22 protein-coding genes are annotated in these 20,466 nt (G+C 38.5%); 9 read left to right on the top strand and 13 right to left on the bottom strand.

Translation table 11 applies throughout. From position 1 onward, the window contains the following. The first annotated feature begins 65 nt into the window (after positions 1-65). The gene (locus ACFX40_RS04605; RefSeq protein ID WP_377254301.1) at positions 66-311 is read left to right on the top strand and encodes a ferredoxin; all 246 of its coding nucleotides are present in this window, start codon (positions 66-68) and stop codon (positions 309-311) included. 111 nt (positions 312-422) lie between these two features. Here ACFX40_RS04605 and hxlB read toward each other — a convergent pair whose 3' ends face one another. The 3 genes from hxlB to hxlR all read right to left on the bottom strand — a co-directional run bounded on the left by hxlB (position 423) and on the right by hxlR (position 2,254). Continuing rightward, positions 423-980 (bottom strand): 6-phospho-3-hexuloisomerase, encoded by a 558-nt coding sequence (gene hxlB / locus ACFX40_RS04600; RefSeq protein WP_377254298.1) that lies wholly within the window; start codon positions 978-980, stop codon positions 423-425. A gap of 10 nt (positions 981-990) precedes the next feature. Further along, positions 991-1,620: a 3-hexulose-6-phosphate synthase gene (gene hxlA / locus ACFX40_RS04595; RefSeq protein WP_028407617.1), complete on the bottom strand. Its 630-nt coding sequence runs from the start codon at positions 1,618-1,620 to the stop codon at positions 991-993. Positions 1,621-1,888: 268 nt separating this feature from the next. Continuing rightward, positions 1,889-2,254, bottom strand: a complete 366-nt coding sequence (hxlR, locus tag ACFX40_RS04590) for a transcriptional activator HxlR (RefSeq protein ID WP_028407618.1) — start codon at positions 2,252-2,254, stop codon at positions 1,889-1,891. A gap of 252 nt (positions 2,255-2,506) precedes the next feature. Here hxlR and ACFX40_RS04585 point away from each other — a divergent pair, with 252 nt between their 5' ends. Beyond that, positions 2,507-3,088 (top strand): hypothetical protein, encoded by a 582-nt coding sequence (locus tag ACFX40_RS04585; RefSeq protein ID WP_028407619.1) that lies wholly within the window; start codon positions 2,507-2,509, stop codon positions 3,086-3,088. 16 nt (positions 3,089-3,104) lie between these two features. Further along, positions 3,105-3,428 (top strand): DUF3243 domain-containing protein, encoded by a 324-nt coding sequence (locus ACFX40_RS04580; protein ID WP_013055602.1) that lies wholly within the window; start codon positions 3,105-3,107, stop codon positions 3,426-3,428. A 43-nt stretch (positions 3,429-3,471) separates the two neighbouring features. On the opposite strand, the gene ACFX40_RS04575 is transcribed toward ACFX40_RS04580, so the two are convergent. From ACFX40_RS04575 to ACFX40_RS04565, 3 genes are read right to left on the bottom strand one after another with little or no spacing between them, the layout of a single operon-like run. Beyond that, positions 3,472-3,657, bottom strand: coding sequence for a FeoB-associated Cys-rich membrane protein (locus tag ACFX40_RS04575; RefSeq protein WP_013081918.1), 186 nt, complete (start codon positions 3,655-3,657; stop codon positions 3,472-3,474). A 15-nt stretch (positions 3,658-3,672) separates the two neighbouring features. Continuing rightward, a complete protein-coding gene (feoB, locus tag ACFX40_RS04570; protein ID WP_377254295.1) occupies positions 3,673-5,643 on the bottom strand; it encodes a ferrous iron transport protein B in 1,971 nt (656 codons plus the stop codon). Next, a complete protein-coding gene (locus ACFX40_RS04565) occupies positions 5,640-5,870 on the bottom strand; it encodes a FeoA family protein (RefSeq protein WP_013055605.1) in 231 nt (76 codons plus the stop codon). Before ACFX40_RS04565 ends, feoB begins: the two co-directional genes overlap by 4 nt. 175 nt (positions 5,871-6,045) lie before the next feature. On the opposite strand from ACFX40_RS04565, the gene ACFX40_RS04560 reads away from it, so the two are divergent. The 3 genes from ACFX40_RS04560 (at position 6,046) to ACFX40_RS04550 (ending at position 10,043) form a co-directional block, all read left to right on the top strand. Then, positions 6,046-6,531 (top strand): GNAT family N-acetyltransferase, encoded by a 486-nt coding sequence (locus ACFX40_RS04560; RefSeq protein ID WP_028407621.1) that lies wholly within the window; start codon positions 6,046-6,048, stop codon positions 6,529-6,531. 187 nt (positions 6,532-6,718) lie between these two features. Further along, the gene (locus ACFX40_RS04555; protein ID WP_377254292.1) at positions 6,719-9,094 is read left to right on the top strand and encodes a YhgE/Pip family protein; all 2,376 of its coding nucleotides are present in this window, start codon (positions 6,719-6,721) and stop codon (positions 9,092-9,094) included. Between the two features lie 97 nt (positions 9,095-9,191). Further along, the gene (locus ACFX40_RS04550; RefSeq protein WP_377254289.1) at positions 9,192-10,043 is read left to right on the top strand and encodes a class I SAM-dependent methyltransferase; all 852 of its coding nucleotides are present in this window, start codon (positions 9,192-9,194) and stop codon (positions 10,041-10,043) included. 57 nt (positions 10,044-10,100) lie between these two features. Here ACFX40_RS04550 and rpoN read toward each other — a convergent pair whose 3' ends face one another. Then, the gene (rpoN, locus tag ACFX40_RS04545; protein ID WP_241771363.1) at positions 10,101-11,438 is read right to left on the bottom strand and encodes an RNA polymerase factor sigma-54; all 1,338 of its coding nucleotides are present in this window, start codon (positions 11,436-11,438) and stop codon (positions 10,101-10,103) included. A 212-nt stretch (positions 11,439-11,650) separates the two neighbouring features. Next, positions 11,651-11,998, bottom strand: coding sequence for a winged helix-turn-helix transcriptional regulator (locus tag ACFX40_RS04540; RefSeq protein ID WP_034668472.1), 348 nt, complete (start codon positions 11,996-11,998; stop codon positions 11,651-11,653). A 163-nt stretch (positions 11,999-12,161) separates the two neighbouring features. Here ACFX40_RS04540 and ACFX40_RS04535 point away from each other — a divergent pair, with 163 nt between their 5' ends. Continuing rightward, on the top strand, positions 12,162-13,145 hold the full coding sequence (locus ACFX40_RS04535; RefSeq protein ID WP_377254286.1) for a zinc-binding dehydrogenase: 984 nt from the start codon (positions 12,162-12,164) through the stop codon (positions 13,143-13,145). 80 nt (positions 13,146-13,225) lie between these two features. Here the strand turns inward: ACFX40_RS04535 and ACFX40_RS04530 are convergent, their stop codons facing one another. The 3 genes from ACFX40_RS04530 to ACFX40_RS04520 form a co-directional block, all read right to left on the bottom strand. Next, positions 13,226-13,363: a hypothetical protein gene (locus ACFX40_RS04530; RefSeq protein WP_165802481.1), complete on the bottom strand. Its 138-nt coding sequence runs from the start codon at positions 13,361-13,363 to the stop codon at positions 13,226-13,228. Between the two features lie 113 nt (positions 13,364-13,476). After that, a complete protein-coding gene (locus ACFX40_RS04525) occupies positions 13,477-15,261 on the bottom strand; it encodes an ABC transporter ATP-binding protein (protein ID WP_377254457.1) in 1,785 nt (594 codons plus the stop codon). A gap of 16 nt (positions 15,262-15,277) precedes the next feature. Next, positions 15,278-17,020 (bottom strand): ABC transporter ATP-binding protein, encoded by a 1,743-nt coding sequence (locus ACFX40_RS04520; protein ID WP_377254283.1) that lies wholly within the window; start codon positions 17,018-17,020, stop codon positions 15,278-15,280. 126 nt (positions 17,021-17,146) lie between these two features. Between ACFX40_RS04520 and ACFX40_RS04515 the strand changes: the two genes are divergently transcribed. Next, positions 17,147-17,632 (top strand): DUF6985 domain-containing protein, encoded by a 486-nt coding sequence (locus tag ACFX40_RS04515; protein WP_013055615.1) that lies wholly within the window; start codon positions 17,147-17,149, stop codon positions 17,630-17,632. 41 nt (positions 17,633-17,673) lie between these two features. Here the strand turns inward: ACFX40_RS04515 and ACFX40_RS04510 are convergent, their stop codons facing one another. Both ACFX40_RS04510 and ACFX40_RS04505 read right to left on the bottom strand, forming a co-directional pair. Then, positions 17,674-19,224: a solute symporter family protein gene (locus ACFX40_RS04510; RefSeq protein WP_208756051.1), complete on the bottom strand. Its 1,551-nt coding sequence runs from the start codon at positions 19,222-19,224 to the stop codon at positions 17,674-17,676. A 16-nt stretch (positions 19,225-19,240) separates the two neighbouring features. Continuing rightward, complete coding sequence (locus ACFX40_RS04505) at positions 19,241-19,576, bottom strand: DUF485 domain-containing protein (protein WP_377254454.1); 336 nt, start codon at positions 19,574-19,576, stop codon at positions 19,241-19,243. A gap of 498 nt (positions 19,577-20,074) precedes the next feature. On the opposite strand from ACFX40_RS04505, the gene ACFX40_RS04500 reads away from it, so the two are divergent. Next, the gene (locus ACFX40_RS04500; protein WP_377254280.1) at positions 20,075-20,383 is read left to right on the top strand and encodes a hypothetical protein; all 309 of its coding nucleotides are present in this window, start codon (positions 20,075-20,077) and stop codon (positions 20,381-20,383) included. The last annotated feature ends 83 nt before the right edge of the window (positions 20,384-20,466 follow it).

The raw sequence follows: 20,466 nt of genomic DNA, 5'->3' as shown, positions 1-20,466 counted from the left end.
AAAACCTTCTTATACTGAACGTAACTTTCTGAACGAGAAAGTGAAAAGGTAAAGGAGGTTTTTTTATGGCTTTTACAATAGTAGATAAGGAAACATGTATTGCTTGCGGAGCATGTGGAGGGAGCGCACCAGGTCTTTATGATTATGATTCAGAAGGTCTTGCTTATGCGGTGTTAGATAACAACGAAGGAACAAAAGAGGTTCCTGAAGATCAGCAAGATGAGATGATGGAAGCGTATGAAGGATGCCCAACAGAATCCATTAAAATCGCAGAGCAGCCGTTTTATGGAGAAGCAACAAAATTCGAATAAGGTTTTTAAAAAAGTTAACGATAAAGTACATTTAGTTATGACATAAGTGAATATTTGGTGAAATAGAAAGTTTCAAAATAAAAAAGGTCTTGCCTAGAGCAAGACCTTTTTTTATTCTAAATTTGCATGCTTTCCGTACATTGTATGGGTATCAAGTTCTTTCTTCTCCATGAAGCGAAGAATCAGCGCATCGTAAAAGAGAAGAAGCGTTTGCTCAAACAGCGACGCCATAGGCTGTACTGTTTGATAACTGCTTTGTTCTTGATCCTTCGGAGCACCAGGCAGCTTCACGACAAAGTCAGCCAGCTTGCCAAGCGTGGAGTCGGGAGAAATTGTGACTACTCCAACTTTTCCTCCAAGTTCTTTTGCTTTTTGAGCGATAGGAGTCAAGCTCTTCGTCTCGCCAGAACCTGATCCGATGATTAATAAATCATCCTTTGTGAAAGTAGAAGTCACGGTTTCTCCAATGACATAAGCATCAATGCCCATATGCATCATACGCATAGCAAACGACTTACCCATAAGACCTGAACGGCCTGCTCCAGTGACAAACACTTTTTTAGATGAGATGATGCCATTTACAAGCTGCTCAGCTTCATCATCAGCGATTAGAGCTGTTGTTTGTAAAAGCTCATTCATAACTGTTTTTAAATGTTCGCTTGTCTGCATAGAAAGCTCCTTAATTTGTAATAAGCTCTTTCATTTGAGAAGCAACTGATTTTTTATCATCTTGGCTCGTGATTCCTCCACCAACAATAACAAGATCAGGCTGTGCTTTTACTACTTCAGGTAAAGATTCTAATTTAATGCCGCCAGCAACGGCTGTTTTTGCATTTTTTACAACGCTTTTGATTGTTACTAAATCTTCAAAAGAGTTTTGACCAACTGCTTGAAGATCGTATCCTGTGTGTACACAGATATAGTCAACGCCAAATTCGTCTAGCTCTTTTGCGCGTCCTTTAATATCTTTTACACCAATCATATCGACAAGAATTTTTTTACCTTGTTTTTTTGCTTCTTCTACAGCACCTTTGATTGACATATCTTCAGCAACACCTAAGATGGTAATGATGTCTGCTCCGGCTTGAGAAGCTTGCTGTACTTCATAGCCAGCCGCATCCATAATTTTTAGGTCAGCTAATACTTTTAAGTTAGGAAATGCTTCTTTAATTTCTTTAACGGCGCGAAGCCCTTCATTGATTACAACTGGCGTACCGATTTCTACGATATCAATATGTTCTTCAACTTCTTTTACTACCTCTTTTGCTTGAGCGATATTAACAAGATCTAATGCTAATTGTAATTCCATTCTACTCCACTCCTTAGAAAAATCTATAGATACCTTTTGTGCTTTTTTACGTAAAAAGCAGCTGGTTTAGTTATTGTACCCGCAGTTTGAGGTTCTTAAAAGTACGCACTTTTCCCGCAAATAGTGTGGGAAATGATAGTATACAGAAGTATACTAATGGACATATCAGTCTTGTAACCGCTTAATTTTCATTAAAAATGCGGATGATGTTGAGTAACATCATCCGCATAAAAAAATAAAAACTATGGAATAGAAGGAGTAGTTTCCATCATTTAATTAACGTTTCCGCCTTTTGTTCTTGATTAGCGAGCACTGTATCACGGTAATTTTTACCCCAATCGTACATAGCTGTCAAAATCGGCATTAAACTTTCTCCTTCTTTCGTAAGTGAGTATTCGACTTTAGGTGGTACGACAGGATAGACTTTACGATTAACAATCAGATCTTCTTCCAGTTCCCGCAGCTGATTAACCAGCATGCGCGGCGTAATATCAGGAATAAGCGATTTTAATTCCCCGAACCGTTTTGTTCCTTCACGTCCTAAGTGCCATAGTATCAGCATCTTCCATTTTCCACCGATAATAGCAAGCGTCAATTCTTTTTCACAGTTAAATTCCTTATTAAGCTGGCTCAATTGCTTCACCCCTATGACCAATAGTATAAAATTTATTTTAAAGTACTTCTTATTATACCGGTGCTGACAATCCTTTTACAAAAATCCGGCTTGCGCTTTTCCGTTAAAAAAGGGGAGCTTTTTTATTACATAGTTATTCTTGACTAGTGGGAGCAAAAAGGTGGCCTTTAGTCATGTTTTTTGTGTTCAATTGTTTAAATATAAAAAAAGATGGGAAATCACTCAATAACAATGCTAAAGGAGGCAGTAAAAATGGAAAGAAGTCGATCTGAATTACAAAACCCTGCTGTAAGCAACAGCGCAGGCATTAACAACGATATAGGAATCAATAACAATCCACAGACAGCTAATAGCCCTACTGCTGTTAGCAACGGAAAAAGCTGCAGCAGCAAGCTCGTAAAAGGTGTTGTTGTCGGAGCAGTTGTGGGTGGATGTATAACACTACTCGATAGCAAAACTCGTTCGTCTGTTAAAAGAAGAGCTGTTACGTTAAAGGACTCTTCTACAAACATGATTAATCAAGTAAAAGAAAATCCTCAAGAAACAAAAGAAAAAATGGTGCAGCAAATGAAAAACGCATCGAATCTTTTAAAAGATGCAATTAATGATGCTAAACATTTGTACGAGCGTGTAAATGAAGATTTCTTTAAGCAAGCAGAAGATGTGAAAAGCGTTACGCATGATGCAAAATCGACGGTAGAAGATGCTAAAAGTGATTTACAGCAAATTGGTGAAAAAGTGAAAGATGCAACTTCTGAAATAAGTAAGGAAAAGATGACGCCAGACGAAAAACCAGAAGCTGAGCGTGAAAGAACATACCAGTCTATTCACTAAAAGGGAGATGTTAACTGTGAGTCAAATGAATGAAGGAACTACAAAAGACATGAATAAAATTGAAGAAACGGCAGATAATTTAGGGACGGAGAAAAAAGAAGCAATTTTGCAGAACTTTGATACGTTTACCGATTATTTAAGTCAAAAAGTTCATGTCGGTAAAAAGCTCGGGTTAAGTGAGGAACAATTAACGGCCGCTACAAAAAAAGTGGCTAGCTATTTAGCCAAAAATGAGGAGCCTCGAAACCGAGAAGAAAAAGTCCTTCATGAGTTATGGAAAGTCAGCAGTGAAGAGGAAAAGGAAGTCCTTTCTCATCTCATTTTAAAACTAGTTGCGTAACATTAAAAAAGCATCCCATCTATCAGGATGCTTTTTTAATGTATTAAGATGATTGATTTTGAGCCTCTTGAATCGTTTTATCCCAGTCAATACCGCAATCATCCGTTGCACAAGAAGATTGCTGTGCGCAGCTTGCACATTTTCCCTGAGTACTCTTGCGGAAGAATTTTGTCATATGATAAAGAGCATATCCAAATATCAAAACCCCAATTAAAATGTTAATAATCAATGTTATTCACTCCTTTTAAGAAAAACCAAGTACTTTTCCAATAGTGTGTACAAGCAAAGCTACGAGATAAGCGACAACCAAAGGGTAGGCCACAGCAAATGCTGTCCATTTCAATGAGCCGGTTTCTCGTCGAATAACAGCGACGGTTGCTAGACACGGAACATAAAGAAGAACAAACACCATAAACGTATAGGCTGTTAGCGGTGTAAAGAATGTCTTCATTGTGTCGCCAAGCTGTCCTTCTTGTACTTTATAGATGATGCTCATAGTCGAAACAACCACTTCTTTTGCTAGGAAGCCTGTAATCAGTGATGCTACAGCTTGCCATGTGGCAAAACCTAAAGGGATAAATAGCGGAGCGATAGCACCTCCAATAATAGCCATAAAGCTATTTTCCATATCTACTCCAAAACCGCCGGGGCCAGCGTAAGATGATAGCCAGATAAATACAGAGCCAGCTAAAATAACCGTACCTGCTTTTCGGACGAAATTTCGGCCTTTTTCCCACGTGCTTCTCCAAAGAGTCTTGGCTTGCGGTACGCGGTAAGGAGGAAGTTCAACAATAAAAGTTGATTGTTCGTCTTTAAGAAGCGTTACTGATAAAATTTTCGTTACAACAAGTGCTAAAATAATGCCAAGCAAGTACATAGAAAACACCACAGCTGCTCCGTTTTGTACAAAAAACGCACCTACAAACAAAGCGTATACAGGAAGGCGTGCTGAGCAGCTCATAAATGGATTTACTAAAATGGTCATAAGGCGCTCTTTTCGCTGTTCAATTGTACGCGCGGCCATGATCCCTGGTACGTTACATCCAAAGCTAATAATCATCGGAATAAATGCTTTTCCGTTCAAACCGAAAAATTCCATGATACGATCCATTACTACAGCAATTCGAGCCATGTATCCTGAATCTTCAAGCAGTGAAATGAAAAAGAACAGGACAAAAATTTGTGGTACAAATACTAGTACGCCGCCTACGCCTGCGATGATGCCGTCCACAATTAAATCATGAATAAATGGAGCGGCACCAGCTGCATTTAGAAGAGAATCAGCGCCTTTACTAAGCGTTCCGCCAAAAAAACCGTCCAGTTTATCAGAAAGAGGAACGCCAATCCAAGTAAACGTAATATTAAAAATCAAATACATTAAGCCAAGAAAAATAGGGAGACCAAGCCACTTATGCGTCACAATTCGATCGATTCGATCTGTGAAGGTTAGAGGTGTTTCGCTGCCCTTTATGATACACTCGCTGGAAATGCGCTCAATAAATGCTGTACGCACGTCGAAGAAATGCTCGCTAAGCGGCTTGGTTAATTTTTGTGCAGCCGCTTTTCGAAGTTCAAGCAGCTCTGAGTAACTCGTTTTTTCTTTTAATGTTGATTCGATTACGCTATTTTCCGCTAAAAATTGAATGGCAATCCATCTGCTGACATCCGCTTTTGTTTGAATCATACGAATTGCTTGTTCAGTGGTTTCCCCGTAATTTAATTGAAATGAAGGGGCTTTTAAATCTTGCTTCAAAGTGGAGAGAAGCTCATTAATTCCTTTTCCATTGCGGGCAATAATTGCAGAAACCGGAATATGTAATGATTTGCTAAGCTTCTCCAAATGAAAAGTCAATCCGCGTTTTTCTGCTACATCAATCATATTTAAGCCGATTACTAATGGTTTTCCATATTCCAATGCTTGAATAGTGAGATGCATGCTTCTTTCAAACTGAGAAGCGTCTACGATATTCAGCATACTGTTAAATTCTCCGGTTAACAAAAAGTTAGTTACCACTGCTTCATCTGAAGAAAGAGGAGTAAAATCATACACACCCGGCAAATCAACCAGCTGGCTGTTTTGCTTTTTAATAGACCCAACTTTCTTTTCAACGGTTACACCGCTCCAGTTTCCTACGTATTCATAGGAATCTGTTAATATATTGAATAAAGAAGTTTTTCCTGTGTTTGGATTTCCTAAAAGTGCAATTGTACTCATGCTGTCTCAACCTCAATTTTAGCCGCATCCCTTTTTCGGATGCTAATCATTTGACCTTGACATTCAATAATACAAGGTCCTCCTAAGATGGTTTTTTGCTTCATGCATAGTTCACAGCCTTTTTTTACTCCAAAAGAAAGAAGGCGGCGTTCTAGTGATCTATCTAAAAATTCAATGTTTTTAACTTTTACTTTGTCGCCAATACTCACGGTAGTTAAATTCATCATTCAGCACTCCTGTTAATGATAATCATTTTCAATTTGTATCTATCTCGATTATACATAAGGTTCTAAAATCAATCAATGCTTCTAGAGCGTTACAATTAAAAATATATATTTATAACTATATTTTTCAGATGAAATTATGTACGATTTTAGCAGCAAATTGTCAGGAGGGATGTGAGTGGAGGTAATCATTCGCAAAATGAGAAAAGAAGATATTACGTCTGTTCAATACGTCGCAAAGATGAGCTGGTATGATACATATGAAGGAATTATTCCTAGAAGCGTTCAGAATCGGTTTCTTTCAGAAGCATACTCCAATAAAAGGATGCTGTGGCGCTTGCGTAATTCGTTCATTTATGTAGCAACTATTGATGAGAAAATCGTAGGATACGCTAACTTTTTCCGACTACAAAACAGAGGGGAAATAGAACTAGGATCTATCTATATACTGCCTGCTTATCAAGGAAAAGGAATCGGTTCGCAATTGTTAGAAAAAGGAATGAAGCGCTCGAAGGAACTAAAAATCGTTTACATTAATGTAGAAAGGGAAAACGGAATAGGCCGTGCTTTTTATCAATCAAAAGGTTTCCAGCTCGTGGATGAATTTGATGATGAATTTGAAGGGCACTTGTTAAAAACGATGCGGATGAAGTTAATGATTTAAGCCTATAGCATGAATGTTATCTTAAGAAAGCTGATTTTAAACTTTCTGTTAAAATCAGCTTTTAATTACAGAATAACGATTGACCTTATTCTTGTGAATATGGTAACATTAATCAGAACTTAATGACCGAAAATGTTTTTCGGTCAAACAGTCAGGCGGAAGTAAGGATTATTGGAGGCTAAAAAACATGAATATGATTAAAGGAGAATGGAAAAAAATCTTTTCCAAACCAATGACTATTGTGGTGATTTGCGGATTGTTATTTGTTCCATTACTTTATAATGTCATCTTTTTATCTGCTTACTGGGATCCATATGGAAAAACAGATCAAATTCCAGTTGCAGTGGTAAATGAAGATAAAGGTGCTACCTTAGATGGAAAGAAATTGAATGTCGGTCGTGATTTTGTTGATGATTTAAAGGAAAATGACAAATTTGACTGGAAATTTACGAACAAGGAAAAAGCGTTAGAAGGCTTAAAAAATGAGGACTACTATTTAGTGTTAGAAATTCCAAAGAATTTCTCCAAAAATGCAACAACATTAATGGATAAAGATCCTAAAAAAATGAAATTTATCTATCATACAAATGCCGGAAAGAACTATTCAGGCGCTCAAATTAGCTCAAATGCAGTGGCTAAAATCAATGATCAGATTAAAGAAGCAGTCACAAAGCAGTATGCTGAAACGGTATTTGACAGCTTTAAGCAAGTAGCGGATGGTCTTCAAAAAGCAAGTGACGGTGCAGGAGAGCTCGAAAACGGCTCGAAAACGCTGCGAGATAACATGAAGAAATTAGCAGACAGCACGGTTACATTCGAAGACGGTACAGCTAAATTGGCAAACGGATTAACGGATGCACGAAAAGGAGCAACAGATTTAAATGCAGGTGCAGCTAAGCTCCTAAACGGTGCGGACACAATTAATGAAAACTTGGGCAGCCTAAACAGCGGTTTAGGGAAGCTAGAAAGTGGGAGCGGGCAGCTTTATGCGGCTTCTAAAGAACTTGAAACAGGTGCAGGAAAGCTTAGCAATGGATTAGGACAACTACAAGACGGAACTGCAAAACTGCAAGGTGCAACACAGCAGCTCAATGAAGGAACAAAGACACTTCAAGGGAAATTACCGCAGTTTACAAGCGGCTTAAACCAAGTGGACGCTGAAGTGAGCAGCGTTACGCAGCAAATTAATCAAGCAGAACAGGAAATTACGCAGATTAAACAGCAGGTCGATTCAAAAAAAGCAGAGTTTGAACAGCAGCAGCAAGCTCTCATTGACAGCATTAACAGCAACGAGTCCATTCCTGATGAGCAAAAACAAACGCTGATTGCAGGAATTAAAAAACTTACGTCTCAGCAGTTTATGGATGAACAGCAGCAAAAAGCAGAGCAGCTAAAAGCAAAAGTAGATAAAGTGAAAGAGCTATCTGCGGCTCTTCAAAAGCTGTCTAAAGGCGGAGAAGATATTCAAAGCGCTATTAATAAAATTGCTGATGGACAAAGTCAGCTGTACAATGGCCAAACAAAATTATACAATGCCCAAACTCAACTATACAACGGTGCTGTTAAACTAGCAGACGGAGAAAAGCAGTTCAACAGCAAATTTGCAGAGCTAAACAGCGGTATTGCTGACGCTCATACAGGAGCTGGAAAGCTTGCTGACGGGCAGCAGCAAATTGTGGATGGACTTAAGAAGTCTGAACAAGGAAGCGCAGCGCTAGCAAATGGTTTAACACAGCTAGAAAACGGGGCAACCAAATTAGCAAATGGTTCTAAAGAGTTAACAAATGGTTCGTCCAAACTATATGATGGTTCATCTAAATTATCAGATGGAACAAGCGAGCTTCATTCATCTTTAGCAGATGGTGCAAAAGATGCAAAAGATGTTAAAGCGGATGATAAAACATATAGCATGTTTTCAAATCCAACGGATTTAAAATCAGATAAACAAAACAACGTAGATAAGTACGGTGTCGGATTAGCTCCATACATCTTATGTATTGGCTTGTTTGCGGGAACGTTAATGTTCTCAGCGGTATATCCAATGAAAGAGCCATCAATTCGACCGACATCAGGCATTTCGTGGTTCTTAAGTAAGTTTAGTGTCATCACTATTGTAGGTATGCTGCAGGCAGCGATTGCTGTTACAGCTCTTCTATGGGGCTTGCATTTAAACGTAACAAGCATTTGGCACTTCTATATCTTTACCATGATTACAGGTGTGACGTTCTTTACACTTATCTTGTTCTTAACAACAGGGTTAGGAAAAGTAGGGCAATATTTAGCCTTCATTATTCTGCTGCTTCAAATTGGCGGCAGTGCAGGTACATTCCCTAAAGCACTTGTACCGGAATTTTTCCAGGCAATTAATCCGTACTTGCCTATGACCTATGCAATTCGCGGTTTCCGTGAAATCATTTCCATTGGTGATGATTTCGGCTACGTATGGCATCAGGCTGGCGTACTTGGAATCTTTGCAGCAATCTTCATCACTCTTTCATTGATAATGTTTTATATCAATGCCAGAAAAGAGAAGCATCACACAGAGGAACAGGCAGCAGCATAATTTAACTAATAGAAAAAGAGAGTTCCAGTTTAAAAAGGAACTCTCTTTTTCTTTATGATAGTATAGGTTTACGTATAAAAGAGGGGAACGTGAATACATGCAGCTTACAAAAATTTCGGTATATGAAAGTGATCGTGTGAAAAAGTGGCAGGAAGGGCTGAAAGAATGGGACGGTTCAATATCGGAACGGATGATAAATGACCGAGCTGAAGATGAGTTTTGGCAGCGGTATGTAGAAAAAATGTCTTTTAATTCAGCAAATGACCCTGTAGTAAAACAGCTTCAACAAGAACTTCTTGCTTTTTTGAATCCAACTGACTCTGTTATGGAAATTGGCCCTGGCTGGGGAAATTATACGTTTTCGATTGCTGATTATGTAAAAGAACTTACGTGTATGGATTGTTCGCCAAGCATTATTCGCTACTTACAAACGCAATCAGATGCCCGCTCTAATCTAAAGTTCATAGAAGGTAAATGGGAGTATGAGCGTCTAACAGATAACTACGATGCCGTAGTAGGAATAAACTGTTTTTACCGTATGCATAATATTGTCGATGGTCTCTTAAATATGAACGATTCGGCTAATCGTTTGGCGGTTATAGGCATGTCAACGGGTCCAGAAAAGCCTCACTACGTAGAGTTACATAGAAAGCTTGGGTACGAGATTAAATGGCGCCGTAAGGAATATATTGACTTACTAAATATTTTATATGAACTGGGTATTTACGCAGATTGTAAGCTGGTTCCTATAACCAAAACGGTAACTTATGAGACGTACGAAGATCTCATCAAGAAGAACTCGACAAAGGTGCTTTCTAAAGATATTGACAAGTTAGAAACTGAGAAGATTATTTTACAGCATGTAAAGAAAATAAATGGCACATATGAATATACGTATCAATATCATATGGCTTTTATTTATTGGAAACCGATAAAAAGAACCCGTTGAGTAAAATCAACGGGTTCTTTTTAGTAGGGATAAAGCTGTAATTTAGAATAAGCAATATTAAAATCGTCGCCGCTTAGAAGAACTTTCAATTCCTGCTTCTTCACGGTATTTAGCTACTGTTCTTCTTGAAATCTGAATTCCTTCGCTGGAAAGAAGAGACATGAGCTTTTGATCTGAAAGAGGTTTTAATTTATTTTCTTCGGCAATTAATGTTTTGATTTTTTCTTTTATAAAGGCAGTAGAATTGCTTTGTTCGCCATCAGTTCGCTCTAAAGAATTGGTGAAAAAGTATTTTAACTCAAACAGCCCGCGTGGCGTTTGAATATACTTTCCGTTAGTCGCACGACTTACCGTTGATTCGTGACAGTCTATTTTTTGAGCAATATCTTTTAAGTTAAGCGGCTTTAGCCCCGAAATACCCATTTCAAAAAAATCTTGCTGATGTTCCACAATGGCTTTGGACACGTTGTAAATCGTCGCATTACGCTGCTCAATACTATTGATTAGCCAAGTAGCTTCATGAATTTTTTCCTGTACGTATCGATCGGTTGTTACGCATGCAGAGCGATGAACCAGCTTTTGATAGGTGCCGTTAATTTCGATGGGCGGAAGCAGCTCGCTATGAAGAATAACATGATAGCGGCCGTCAACTTTTTGTACCGTTACATCAGGCGAGATGTACTTTGTAAGCGGGACGTGGAAATCTCCTGCTGGACGAGGATTTAATGTCCGCAAGCAGTCAACAATTTCTTGTACTTCACGCATCGAAATAGAGTATTTTTTTGAAATGTTCCGATATTTTTTGTTAGCAATATCTTCAATATCGTGTTTTACCACGTCGTATAAAAGAGGAGGCTTTGACTTTTTGGCCTTAATTTGAATAAGCAGTGAATCGACAAAATTTTGAGCGCCCACGCCAATCGGATCAAAGCTTTGTAAAACGTGAATCATATCGTTGACTTCGTTAATTGAAACATTCAGCAGTTCGGCTGCCAATTTTGGCTCAATTGCTAAAAAGCCGTTTTTATTTAAGTTTCCAATTAGAAATTGAACGATGTGTTTTTGGTGTGAGTGTAAATGATTTAGCATAGACAGCTGCTCTAATAAATGACTCTCTAATGTCACAGTTTGATCAGATATATAATTAAACGGATTATAATCGTCATCGGTATAACCTTTTGAATATGAACGCTGTTCTCGAGTATCAAATGAATCTTTTTGCTGAGAGTCGCCAGCAGACAGTTTAATCACAGGATTTTCATTGACTTGCTGATGAAGATAATGAACTAAATCGGCCGTAGAATAATTTAAAATGTTGATAGACTGACGTAATTCAGGTGTCATGGCCAATTTTAATAGTTGTTTTTGGGATAAATCTAAACCTAATTGCATCATTGAATCACCTATCATTCTTGAGTTTTATTTCGACAATTCTGGCTGCATCGTTCGACATCATCATAGCTGAAAATGCGAAAGAATTCTATAGTGTTGTCAGATGTTCTTACACAGGGGCTAATTGCAAGAAAGAGTAGGAGAATAGATAAAACAAAAACGAATAGCTCCTGGCAATAGCTATTCGTTTGTTTTAACAGAGCCGCTAGGAGAACTTAGCTGCAATTTGGGGTGTTTCCCATTCTTCTATCTCCCCATGCGCACATCATATTTAAAATTTCTCGTAAGGTTTCGCCTTCTTCACTGAGTGAGTACTCTACTTTAGGAGGAACTTCATTGTATACTTTTCTATTAACCACACCGTCTTTTTCTAATTCTTTTAGCTGTTGAGACAGCATTTTTTTGGTAATAGCAGGCATAGCTCGCTGAAGTTCACTAAAACGTTTTTCACCTTCTTTTAATAAGCATAAAATAACGACTTTCCATTTCCCGCCGATTACTTCAAGCGTTGCTTCAACAGGTACATTATAGTGGGGTGCTTTCACCGTTAATCCTCCATTCATAAACAGATATGAAATATGGATATAATAATTTAATATCCATAGACCTAGGTTACCGGGAAGGTACCTGGTTACATGAAAGTGCCGTCTTTTGTAAACAACATGTATTTATTATACTGAAAAAGAACTTTTAATTGAAGGAAGAAATGTAAAAGGGGAGATCTTGATGAAAGCTTTACTGCTAGAAGGCAAAGGGAAAGTAAGTGAGATGAAAGTCGGAAATATCCAAAAGCCACATCCAGCTAAAGGTGAAATTTTAGTTAAAATTAAAGCTACTGCTTTGAACCCTGTAGATTATAAAACAGGAAACAGCGGTAATCCTAGTTGGACATATCCTCACGTATTAGGACTTGATTCAGCGGGCGTTGTCGAGGAAGTGGGAGAAGAAGTCACAGCTGTCAAAGTCGGAGACCGCGTTGTATATCATAGCGATTTATCAAAAAAAGGCGGGTTTGCACAATACGGGGTGACAACAGCCCACACAGTTTCTCTTATTCCGCAAGGGGTTTCATTCGAAGACGCTGCGGCTATTCCATGTGCGGGATATACAGCATATCAAGCATTGTTTCACAAAATGAACGCTTCAAAAGGACAAACAATTTTAATTCACGCAGGTGCTGGAGGGGTTGGAGGATTTACCATTCAGCTTGCCAAAAATGCAGGCCTTACAGTGCTCACAACCGCATCTTCTGCCAATCATGAGTTTGTAAAAAGTTTAGGTGCTGATTATGTAATCGACTACCGTAAAGAAGACTTTGTGAAAAAAGTGCTGGAGCTTACCGATGGAATCGGTGTAGATTTAGTCTTGGATACCGTTGGACGAGACAATGCAGACGAGTCGGTAAAGGCTCTTGCTTTTAATGGTCAAATTGCATTCATCGCAGGACCGCCTAATGTAAACGATGCGATTTCGTTTGCGCACCCACTATCGTTTCATCAAGTTGCATTAGGAAGTGTACATCAGTCTAATAACGTAAAAGAACAGCGAAAGCTTGCTGAGATGGGAAATAGAATGCTTTTGCTTTTACAAGAAAATAAGCTAAATGCACTCGTGGAAAAAGTCATTTCACTAGACGAAGTGCCGGCAGCATTAGATGAACTGGCGACTCGTCGAGTAAAAGGGAAAATTGTAGCTGTAATAGATAAGTGATAGAACAAAAAAGAGATTGAGACATAACTACATCAATTCAATCTAAAGCCAAACAAATGTAAGAAAGGAGCTCATATCGATCATTTATTACACCACTGTTGATTTCCGTGCAAGGCTTCGCTTTCCGCGGACGATGAGCCTCCTCGTTGCTTGCGCTCCTGCGGGGTCTGATCCCTTCCGCTGTTCCCGCAGGAGTCTTCGCCTTGCTTTCTAATCAACAGCTAGAAGCAACTAACTGGATGAACCCTACGTTTACCAACACAATGAAAAGGTCCGAACGAGTACTCATTCGGACCTTCCTTAAACTAACATACTTTTTATTTTACCTCTTTTAAATCGTAAACTGCTGCGTATAGAGCTTGTGATAAAACCCTTGTTTTTCTAGCAGCTCGCCATGATTTCCTTCTTCAATAATTTGTCCGTCTTTTAAGACAAGGATTTGATCTGCATTTTCAATCGTTTTAAGGCGGTGGGCAATCACAAAGCTTGTTTTTCCTTTTAATAGATTACTCATTCCTCGTTGAATATCAATTTCTGTTTTTGTATCAATATTGGAAGTAGCTTCGTCTAAAATTAAAATGTCACAGTCAGAAAGCATGGCTCGAGCAATCGATAAAAGCTGCTTTTGACCTTCACTTAAATTTCCTCCACCAGCTGAAATCACGGTATCGTATTGCTGCGGCAAATGTTTGATAAACGAATGAGCATTGGCCATCTTTGCGGCGCTTTTCACTTCTTCATCGCTGGCATCTAACCGGCCAAATCGAATGTTATCCGCAATCGTACCGGAAAATAAATAGGTATCTTGAAGAACAATGCCGATTCGGTTTCGTAAATCATGGATGTTATAGTCACTGATGGAACGTCCGTCAATTTTAATGTCTCCGTTTGAGATGTCATAAAATCGTGTGAGCAAGTTAATGATGGTTGTTTTACCAGAACCTGTTGGACCGACCAAAGCAACCATTTCACCTTTTTTTGCTGTCAGTGTAACATTTTTTAAAATCATTTTTTCATCGTTATAGCCAAATGCTACGTTTTCAAAAGCAACGTCTCCTGCAAATTTTGTAACAGAAAGAGCGTTTGGCTTGTTTGTGATGTCCGGCTGCTCATCCATAATCGCAAACACGCGCTCTGCGCCGGCAATAGCTGAAAGAATGGTGTTTACTAAGTTTGCCATTTGACTGATTGGGCGAGAGAACTGACGTGAGTAGTTAACAAATGAAGCGATCATCCCAACTGTAACGCTACCTTGAACAGCCATAAATGCGCCCGCTCCGATCACTAGTGCTAAGCCTAAGTTGTTAATAAAGTTTGTGACAGGACCTAAAAAGCCTGAAAATGTTTCCGCTTTTGTTGCTGAACTTCTCAGCTGTTCATTTCGTTCATTAAAAACAGTTAAAAAGTCTTTTTCCTTACTAAAAAGCGTAACAACTTCTCCTCCAGAGATTGCTTCTTCTACAAAGCCGTTTAGCTCACCTAAGTCTTTTTGACGTTTGACAAAATTTTCACTGCTGCGTTTTAATATTTGTCGAACGATTATAACCATCAAGGGAATAACAATCAGCGTGATAATGGCAAGAATCCAGTTGAGCGAGAACATCGCAATGGTAATGCCGACTAAAGACAAAATAGAGGACAGAGCCTGAATAACGCTTTGACTCAGAGCGCTGTTTAGATTATCAATATCATTTGTGACTCTGCTCATTAACTCTCCGTGAGCTCGTTTGTCAAAAAAGCGAAGGGAGAGAGTCTGAAGCTTTGCAAATAAATCTTGGCGGAGCATTCCAATAGTTGTAAACGAAACGTTCACCATTAAATAGGTTTGCAGCCATGTTAATAAAGATGTCGTGATATAAATTCCTGCAAGAATAAGGGACATTCGTATCGTCCCGCTGATATCTTTAGGAATAATATGCTCATCAATAATAACCCCAATTAAATAAGGGCCTAATAAATTAAGCAGGGAAGTCACAATAACTAAGATTATCGCAGCCGCAAGCGGAGGTTTTCGTTTCCCCATATATGACCAGATTCTGTACAGTGTTTTTTTCGCATTCTTTGGCTTAACTACAGGGCCTTTCATCATTCCTCTAGGGCCGCGAATAGAGCTCATTTGATTTTTACCTTGATTATTCACTAGGCAACACCTCTTTTCCGCCTTGTGCAAGGTAAATGTCGTAATAAAGAGAGCGATAACGAAGCAACTCTTCATGAGTCCCTTGTTCAGCAATTTTGCCTTCATCCATGACGATAATATGATCAGCGTGGAGAAGAGACGAAATTTTAGAAGCAATAATGATAACGGTCGCATCAGCAAACTCTTCTTTTAAATGTTTTAGTACCTGCGCTTCTGAGACAGCGTCCAATGCCGAAGTTGCATCATCGATGACCAGGATAGCGGGCTTTCTAACAAATGCACGCGCGATTGAAAGACGCTGCTTTTGCCCTCCTGATAAATTGGTTGCTCCTCGCGTTAAAGGATACTCATATCTTTCTGGAAGTTTTTCAATAAACTCCGTTGCGCATGCAAAATCCGCAGCATCTTCAATTTCTGAGGAAGAAGCCTGATCTTTTCCCATTCGAATATTCATATCAATCGTGCCGGTAAACAGCGTAGCTTTTTGAGGAATAAACCCAATGGATGAGCGAAGCACTTTTACGTCATAGTCCGTAAGGTTTTTTCCATCTACGAAGATTTCGCCGTCATCAGGATCATATAAGCGGGAAATAAGTTTTGCAAGCGTCGACTTCCCGCTTCCAGTAGAGCCGATAATGCCAATGGTTTCCCCGTGTCTAGCAGTGAACGAAATATCTTTTAATACGTTTTCGCCATTTTTACTATAGCTGTATGTAACGTTTTGAAACGAGAGATCACCTTTAAGTCTGTTGATTTGAGCAGCAGAGTTTGCTGGAGGGATGTCTATTTTTGTTTTTAAAACAGAATCGATTCGTTCAGCTGAAGGGAATGCGCGTGTAATTTGCATCAGCACCATGCTGCTTGACATAAGTCCGTTTAAAATAATCGTTAAGTAATTAATAAAAGCTAAAATCACACCTGCTTCAATTTTTCCTGCTTCGACTTGAAGTCCTCCCAGCCATAGAGTAGCTACCATTCCGATATTTACGACAAATAAAATAACGGGCATTAAAAGCGAAATAAGCTGAACAGCACTCATATTAGCTCGCGTCAAGGAGCTGTTTGCTTCTTTAAACTGATTGATTTCATACGATTCTCTTACATACGCTTTTACTACACGCATCCCTGATAAATTTTCTTGGACTTTTGTATTTACACGATCAACGCTTTGCTGAACTTTTTTAAAAAGTTTTCCAGCTTTCGTGATCACAAACCAAATGCATAAAAATAAAATAGGGACGACCACAACGATAATAGGAAACAAAGAACGAGCGGTTAATAACACGATCACAATACTTCCTGCAAAAAGTAAAGGACCTCTAACTAATACTTTTAGCGTCATATTCAATGCGTTTTGAACACTCGTTACATCATTTGTCATGACGGTAATTAAGTGACCAGTCCCTAGTTTGTCTCTGTTGCTGTTTGAGAGGTTTTCAATTTTTTCAAAAAGCGATTTCCGAATATCGGTAGAAAAATTTACTGCCGTTTTTGTGCTAAGGATGGCGCAGACGATACCGGCAGCTAAGCCAATGACTGCTAACATGAGCATAAGGATACTTCGCGTGATAACATATGTTTGATCGTTGTTTGCAATGCCATAATCAATGATATGCTGCATAATAGTAGGCTGAAGAAGGTCAGCTAACACTTCAATTACCATCAATAGCGGGGCAAACAGCGCGAGCCATTTGTAAGGTTTTAAGTAAGGGTACAAAGATTTAATTGTATTCACACATTGTGGCACTCCTTTCTGTAAAAAATATGGTAACATAGAATAAGTTTAGAAGTTTGTTTCAAGCACCATTTATTATACGCCAATGCAAGCAGAAATCCACTTTTTGAGAGGGTCAGGTATGCAATGAATCAAACATTACGAGTACATCATCCGCTTTTTGGATCTTTGTTATATGACTCGGCCTGGGTTGGAGAAAAACAGGTCACTTTCTTTGGACAAAAACAACAGGTGTTGCTGACAATTGATGGAGATAAAGAGAAGCCATTTCAAAAACGACAAGAAGAGGCCTTTCAAGCATTTTGGCTTCAAGGTGAATTATTGTTAAAGAGGACGGAAAAAGCACTTTTTGATTATTATCAGCAGGTGCGAGATGAATACAGAACTCAAGTTGAAAAAGACGTAGTAGACTTATTAGTTCCGAATGTAAAAAAGCGAAAAGACATCGGTTTTTTAGTTGAGTGTATTCAAATCTTTGTTCCTGAAGCACCTCATGATACAAGAGAACTTGGTTTGTTTTTTGAATGTACGTGGGAAGAAGAGCATATGTTAGCTGTAAAGTTTAGAAATGAACAAATTTCCGCTATTGGTTTACAAGAAGATTTATTCTAGTAAAAAGCCTTGAAGCAACCTGCTTCAAGGCTTTTTTGGCATTAATGTTTGACAGGCTCTTCGATTCCCATACCTGTATTTGCTTTTACTAAAATTTCATCAAATTTCTTTCCGTCTGCTTTTTTAGACGAAAGAAGTGTTCCTACAAAAGCAGCTAAGAAGCCTAGAGGAATAGAGATAATACCAGGGTTTGTTAGCGTGATGAGCGGTTCGCCTACAAAGATAGCAGCTCCCGGCTCAGGTGCCCACACGTTTGGACTAATGGCAACTAAAAATAGTGAGCTGAATAGCCCAACCAGCATCCCCGTAACTGCTCCTGCTGTATTGAAGCGTTTCCAAAAAATAGTGAGAAGAATAATTGGCAAGTTAGCGCTCGCTGCTACGGCAAAGGCAAGTGCCACTAAAAATGCCACGTTCATGTTTTGAGCAAATAATGCAAGAATAATAGATAAAATGGATACCCCAATAGAAGCCCATCGTGCAGCCACTACCTGTTCTTTTTCAGTAGCAGCTCCTTTACGCAGAATATGACTATAGAAGTCATGCGCGAATGCTGAAGCTGCTGAGAGCACCAGTCCAGCTACAACAGCTAAAATTGTAGCAAATGCTACAGCTGAAACGAACGCAAAAAGAAAGTCTCCGCCAAGAACTTGAGCGAGCAGAGGAGCCGCCATATTTCCTGCTGCATTTGCTTTGATAATATCATCATATCCTACAAAAGCAGCAGCACCGAATCCTAAAAAGATTGTCATAATGTAAAAAACGCCAATGATCCACGTTGCATAAATAACAGACTTTCTTGCGGTGATGGCATCTTTTACTGTGAAGAAACGAATAAGGATATGAGGCAGGCCTGCTGTACCAAGAACAAGAGCTAAATTCAACGAAATCATGTCCAGCGGATTTTTGAATTTATTTCCTGGATTTAAAAAGCCGTCACCAAGAGGAGTTGCAGTTTTCATCTCGGAAAACATTTTAGCTAAGCTAAAATCAAATTTTGAAAATACGATAATGGAAATAATGAACGTACCAATCATCAGAAGCAAGGCTTTGACAATCTGAACCCAGCTAGTCGCTGTCATTCCTCCAAATACAACGTAAACCGTCATCAAGACGCCGACAATCAAGACAGAGTATACGTAATCTAGACCAAGTAATAAATGAATTAATGCTCCTGCTCCAACAAGCTGCGCAATCATGTAAAAAATGGAAATGGTGATCGTGTTTAACGCAGCAACTCCCCGCACTTTCTTTTCGTTAAAACGAGCTGCTATCATATCTGCCATCGTGTACTTTCCTAAGTTGCGAAGTGGTTCAGCTACAACGTATAACACAACCAGGTAAGCAACTAAAAAGCCGATGCTGTAAAAAAAACCGTCAAACCCAGAAAGCGCTACCATTCCAGCTATGCCTAAAAATGATGCAGCAGACATATAATCTCCGGCAATTGCCATACCGTTTTGCCAGCCGGTTAAACTTCCATCTGCTGTATAAAAGTCACTGGTCGTTTTTGTCCGCTTGGATGCCGCATACGTAATGATTAGCGTAAGACCTACAATGGCTAAAAAAAGTGAAAAAGCTAGTACGTTCATTCATTTAACCCCCTATTTAATTTGCAGCTTCTTTTTTAATCGTGTCAACAAGTTCATCGAATTTCGAGGCTCTTTTTGTGTATAGAATGCATAGGGTCCAGGTCATCACAAACTGTGCAAAAGCAAATACCCACGCCCAGGTCATAGAAGCAAAAGTTGGTTGGTTTAGGACGGTTGTGTAAGCTGTTAAGATAGGCAAGGTAAAATAAAAAGCAAGAAAAAACAGAGAGAGCGGTAAAATAAAATTGCGTTTTTGTTTTAAAAGCTTTTGAAATGAAGCAGACTGTACAATTTCTGTGTAATCAGGAGAGGAAGAAGCATTGTTTACCTTCTTTAAAGAATTTTCATTCATCGCCAAGCAGAATTCCCCCTTTAATAATAAATAGATGAAGCGAAAAGCTTCATATCACTTGAATTATATTATTTTCGGAATAAAAAGTAAATTCTGTCTTTTTGTGAGAATGGTATCTTTGTAGGTTTTTTAATATACTGAAGGTTCGTAATAAATGCATACTGACATAATAAAAAAAGAACAACATTTAATACAAAGGAAAAATCATTCGCAAAAGAAATGTTGAAATTAATCCTTAGTTTCTTATATATATAAGGCTTTTCTTTATTATTTAAACGTTATTTGTTTGTTTGATCTTTTGAAAAAGAAAAGAAGATGATGATAGAATCATAAGCACACAATAATGCTTAGAGAGGAAACAGGTTGAGAAAATAAGCTATTATTTAGAGATGGTTATAAATAGACAAGATATTATGAAAGATTTCTATATGAATGATATTTTTTCTTTATAGTAAACAAATAATGTAACTACTTATATAAAAGAGAAAAGGTGAAAGAATGGCATTTGGAATTAAACGCCCGGAACTAAACGCATGGAAAGCAGCTGTTAAGCGAGGAGAGATCGCGTTTTTAACTCATTATTGGCTTGATGAGCGTTTTCCACATGCAACTACCGTAACAAAAGTAGGTTGCAGTGACTTAAATAAGCTGATTAAGTGGGGAAAAAAGTATGGTATTCCCGCTAAGTATATTGATAATCGATCCAGCTATCCTCATTTCGATTTACTAGGTGAGCGTCAGAAAGAAATTATGAAAAAGGAAAATCAGCTGGAGCAGCTGAAGCGATTTGAAGAAGTTAACGAGTGAAAAGCAAAACTAATTTCAAAAAATGTAAAAAAATTCTATTGTTAAGACTTTTTTTATGTTTAAATAGAAAAAACAGTGGAATA

It is taken from the genome of Priestia sp. YIM B13552, assembly GCF_042787775.1.
Classification (GTDB): Bacteria; Bacillota; Bacilli; order Bacillales; family Bacillaceae_H; genus Priestia; species Priestia megaterium_E.
This window is presented reverse-complemented; position numbering and strand designations above follow the sequence as displayed.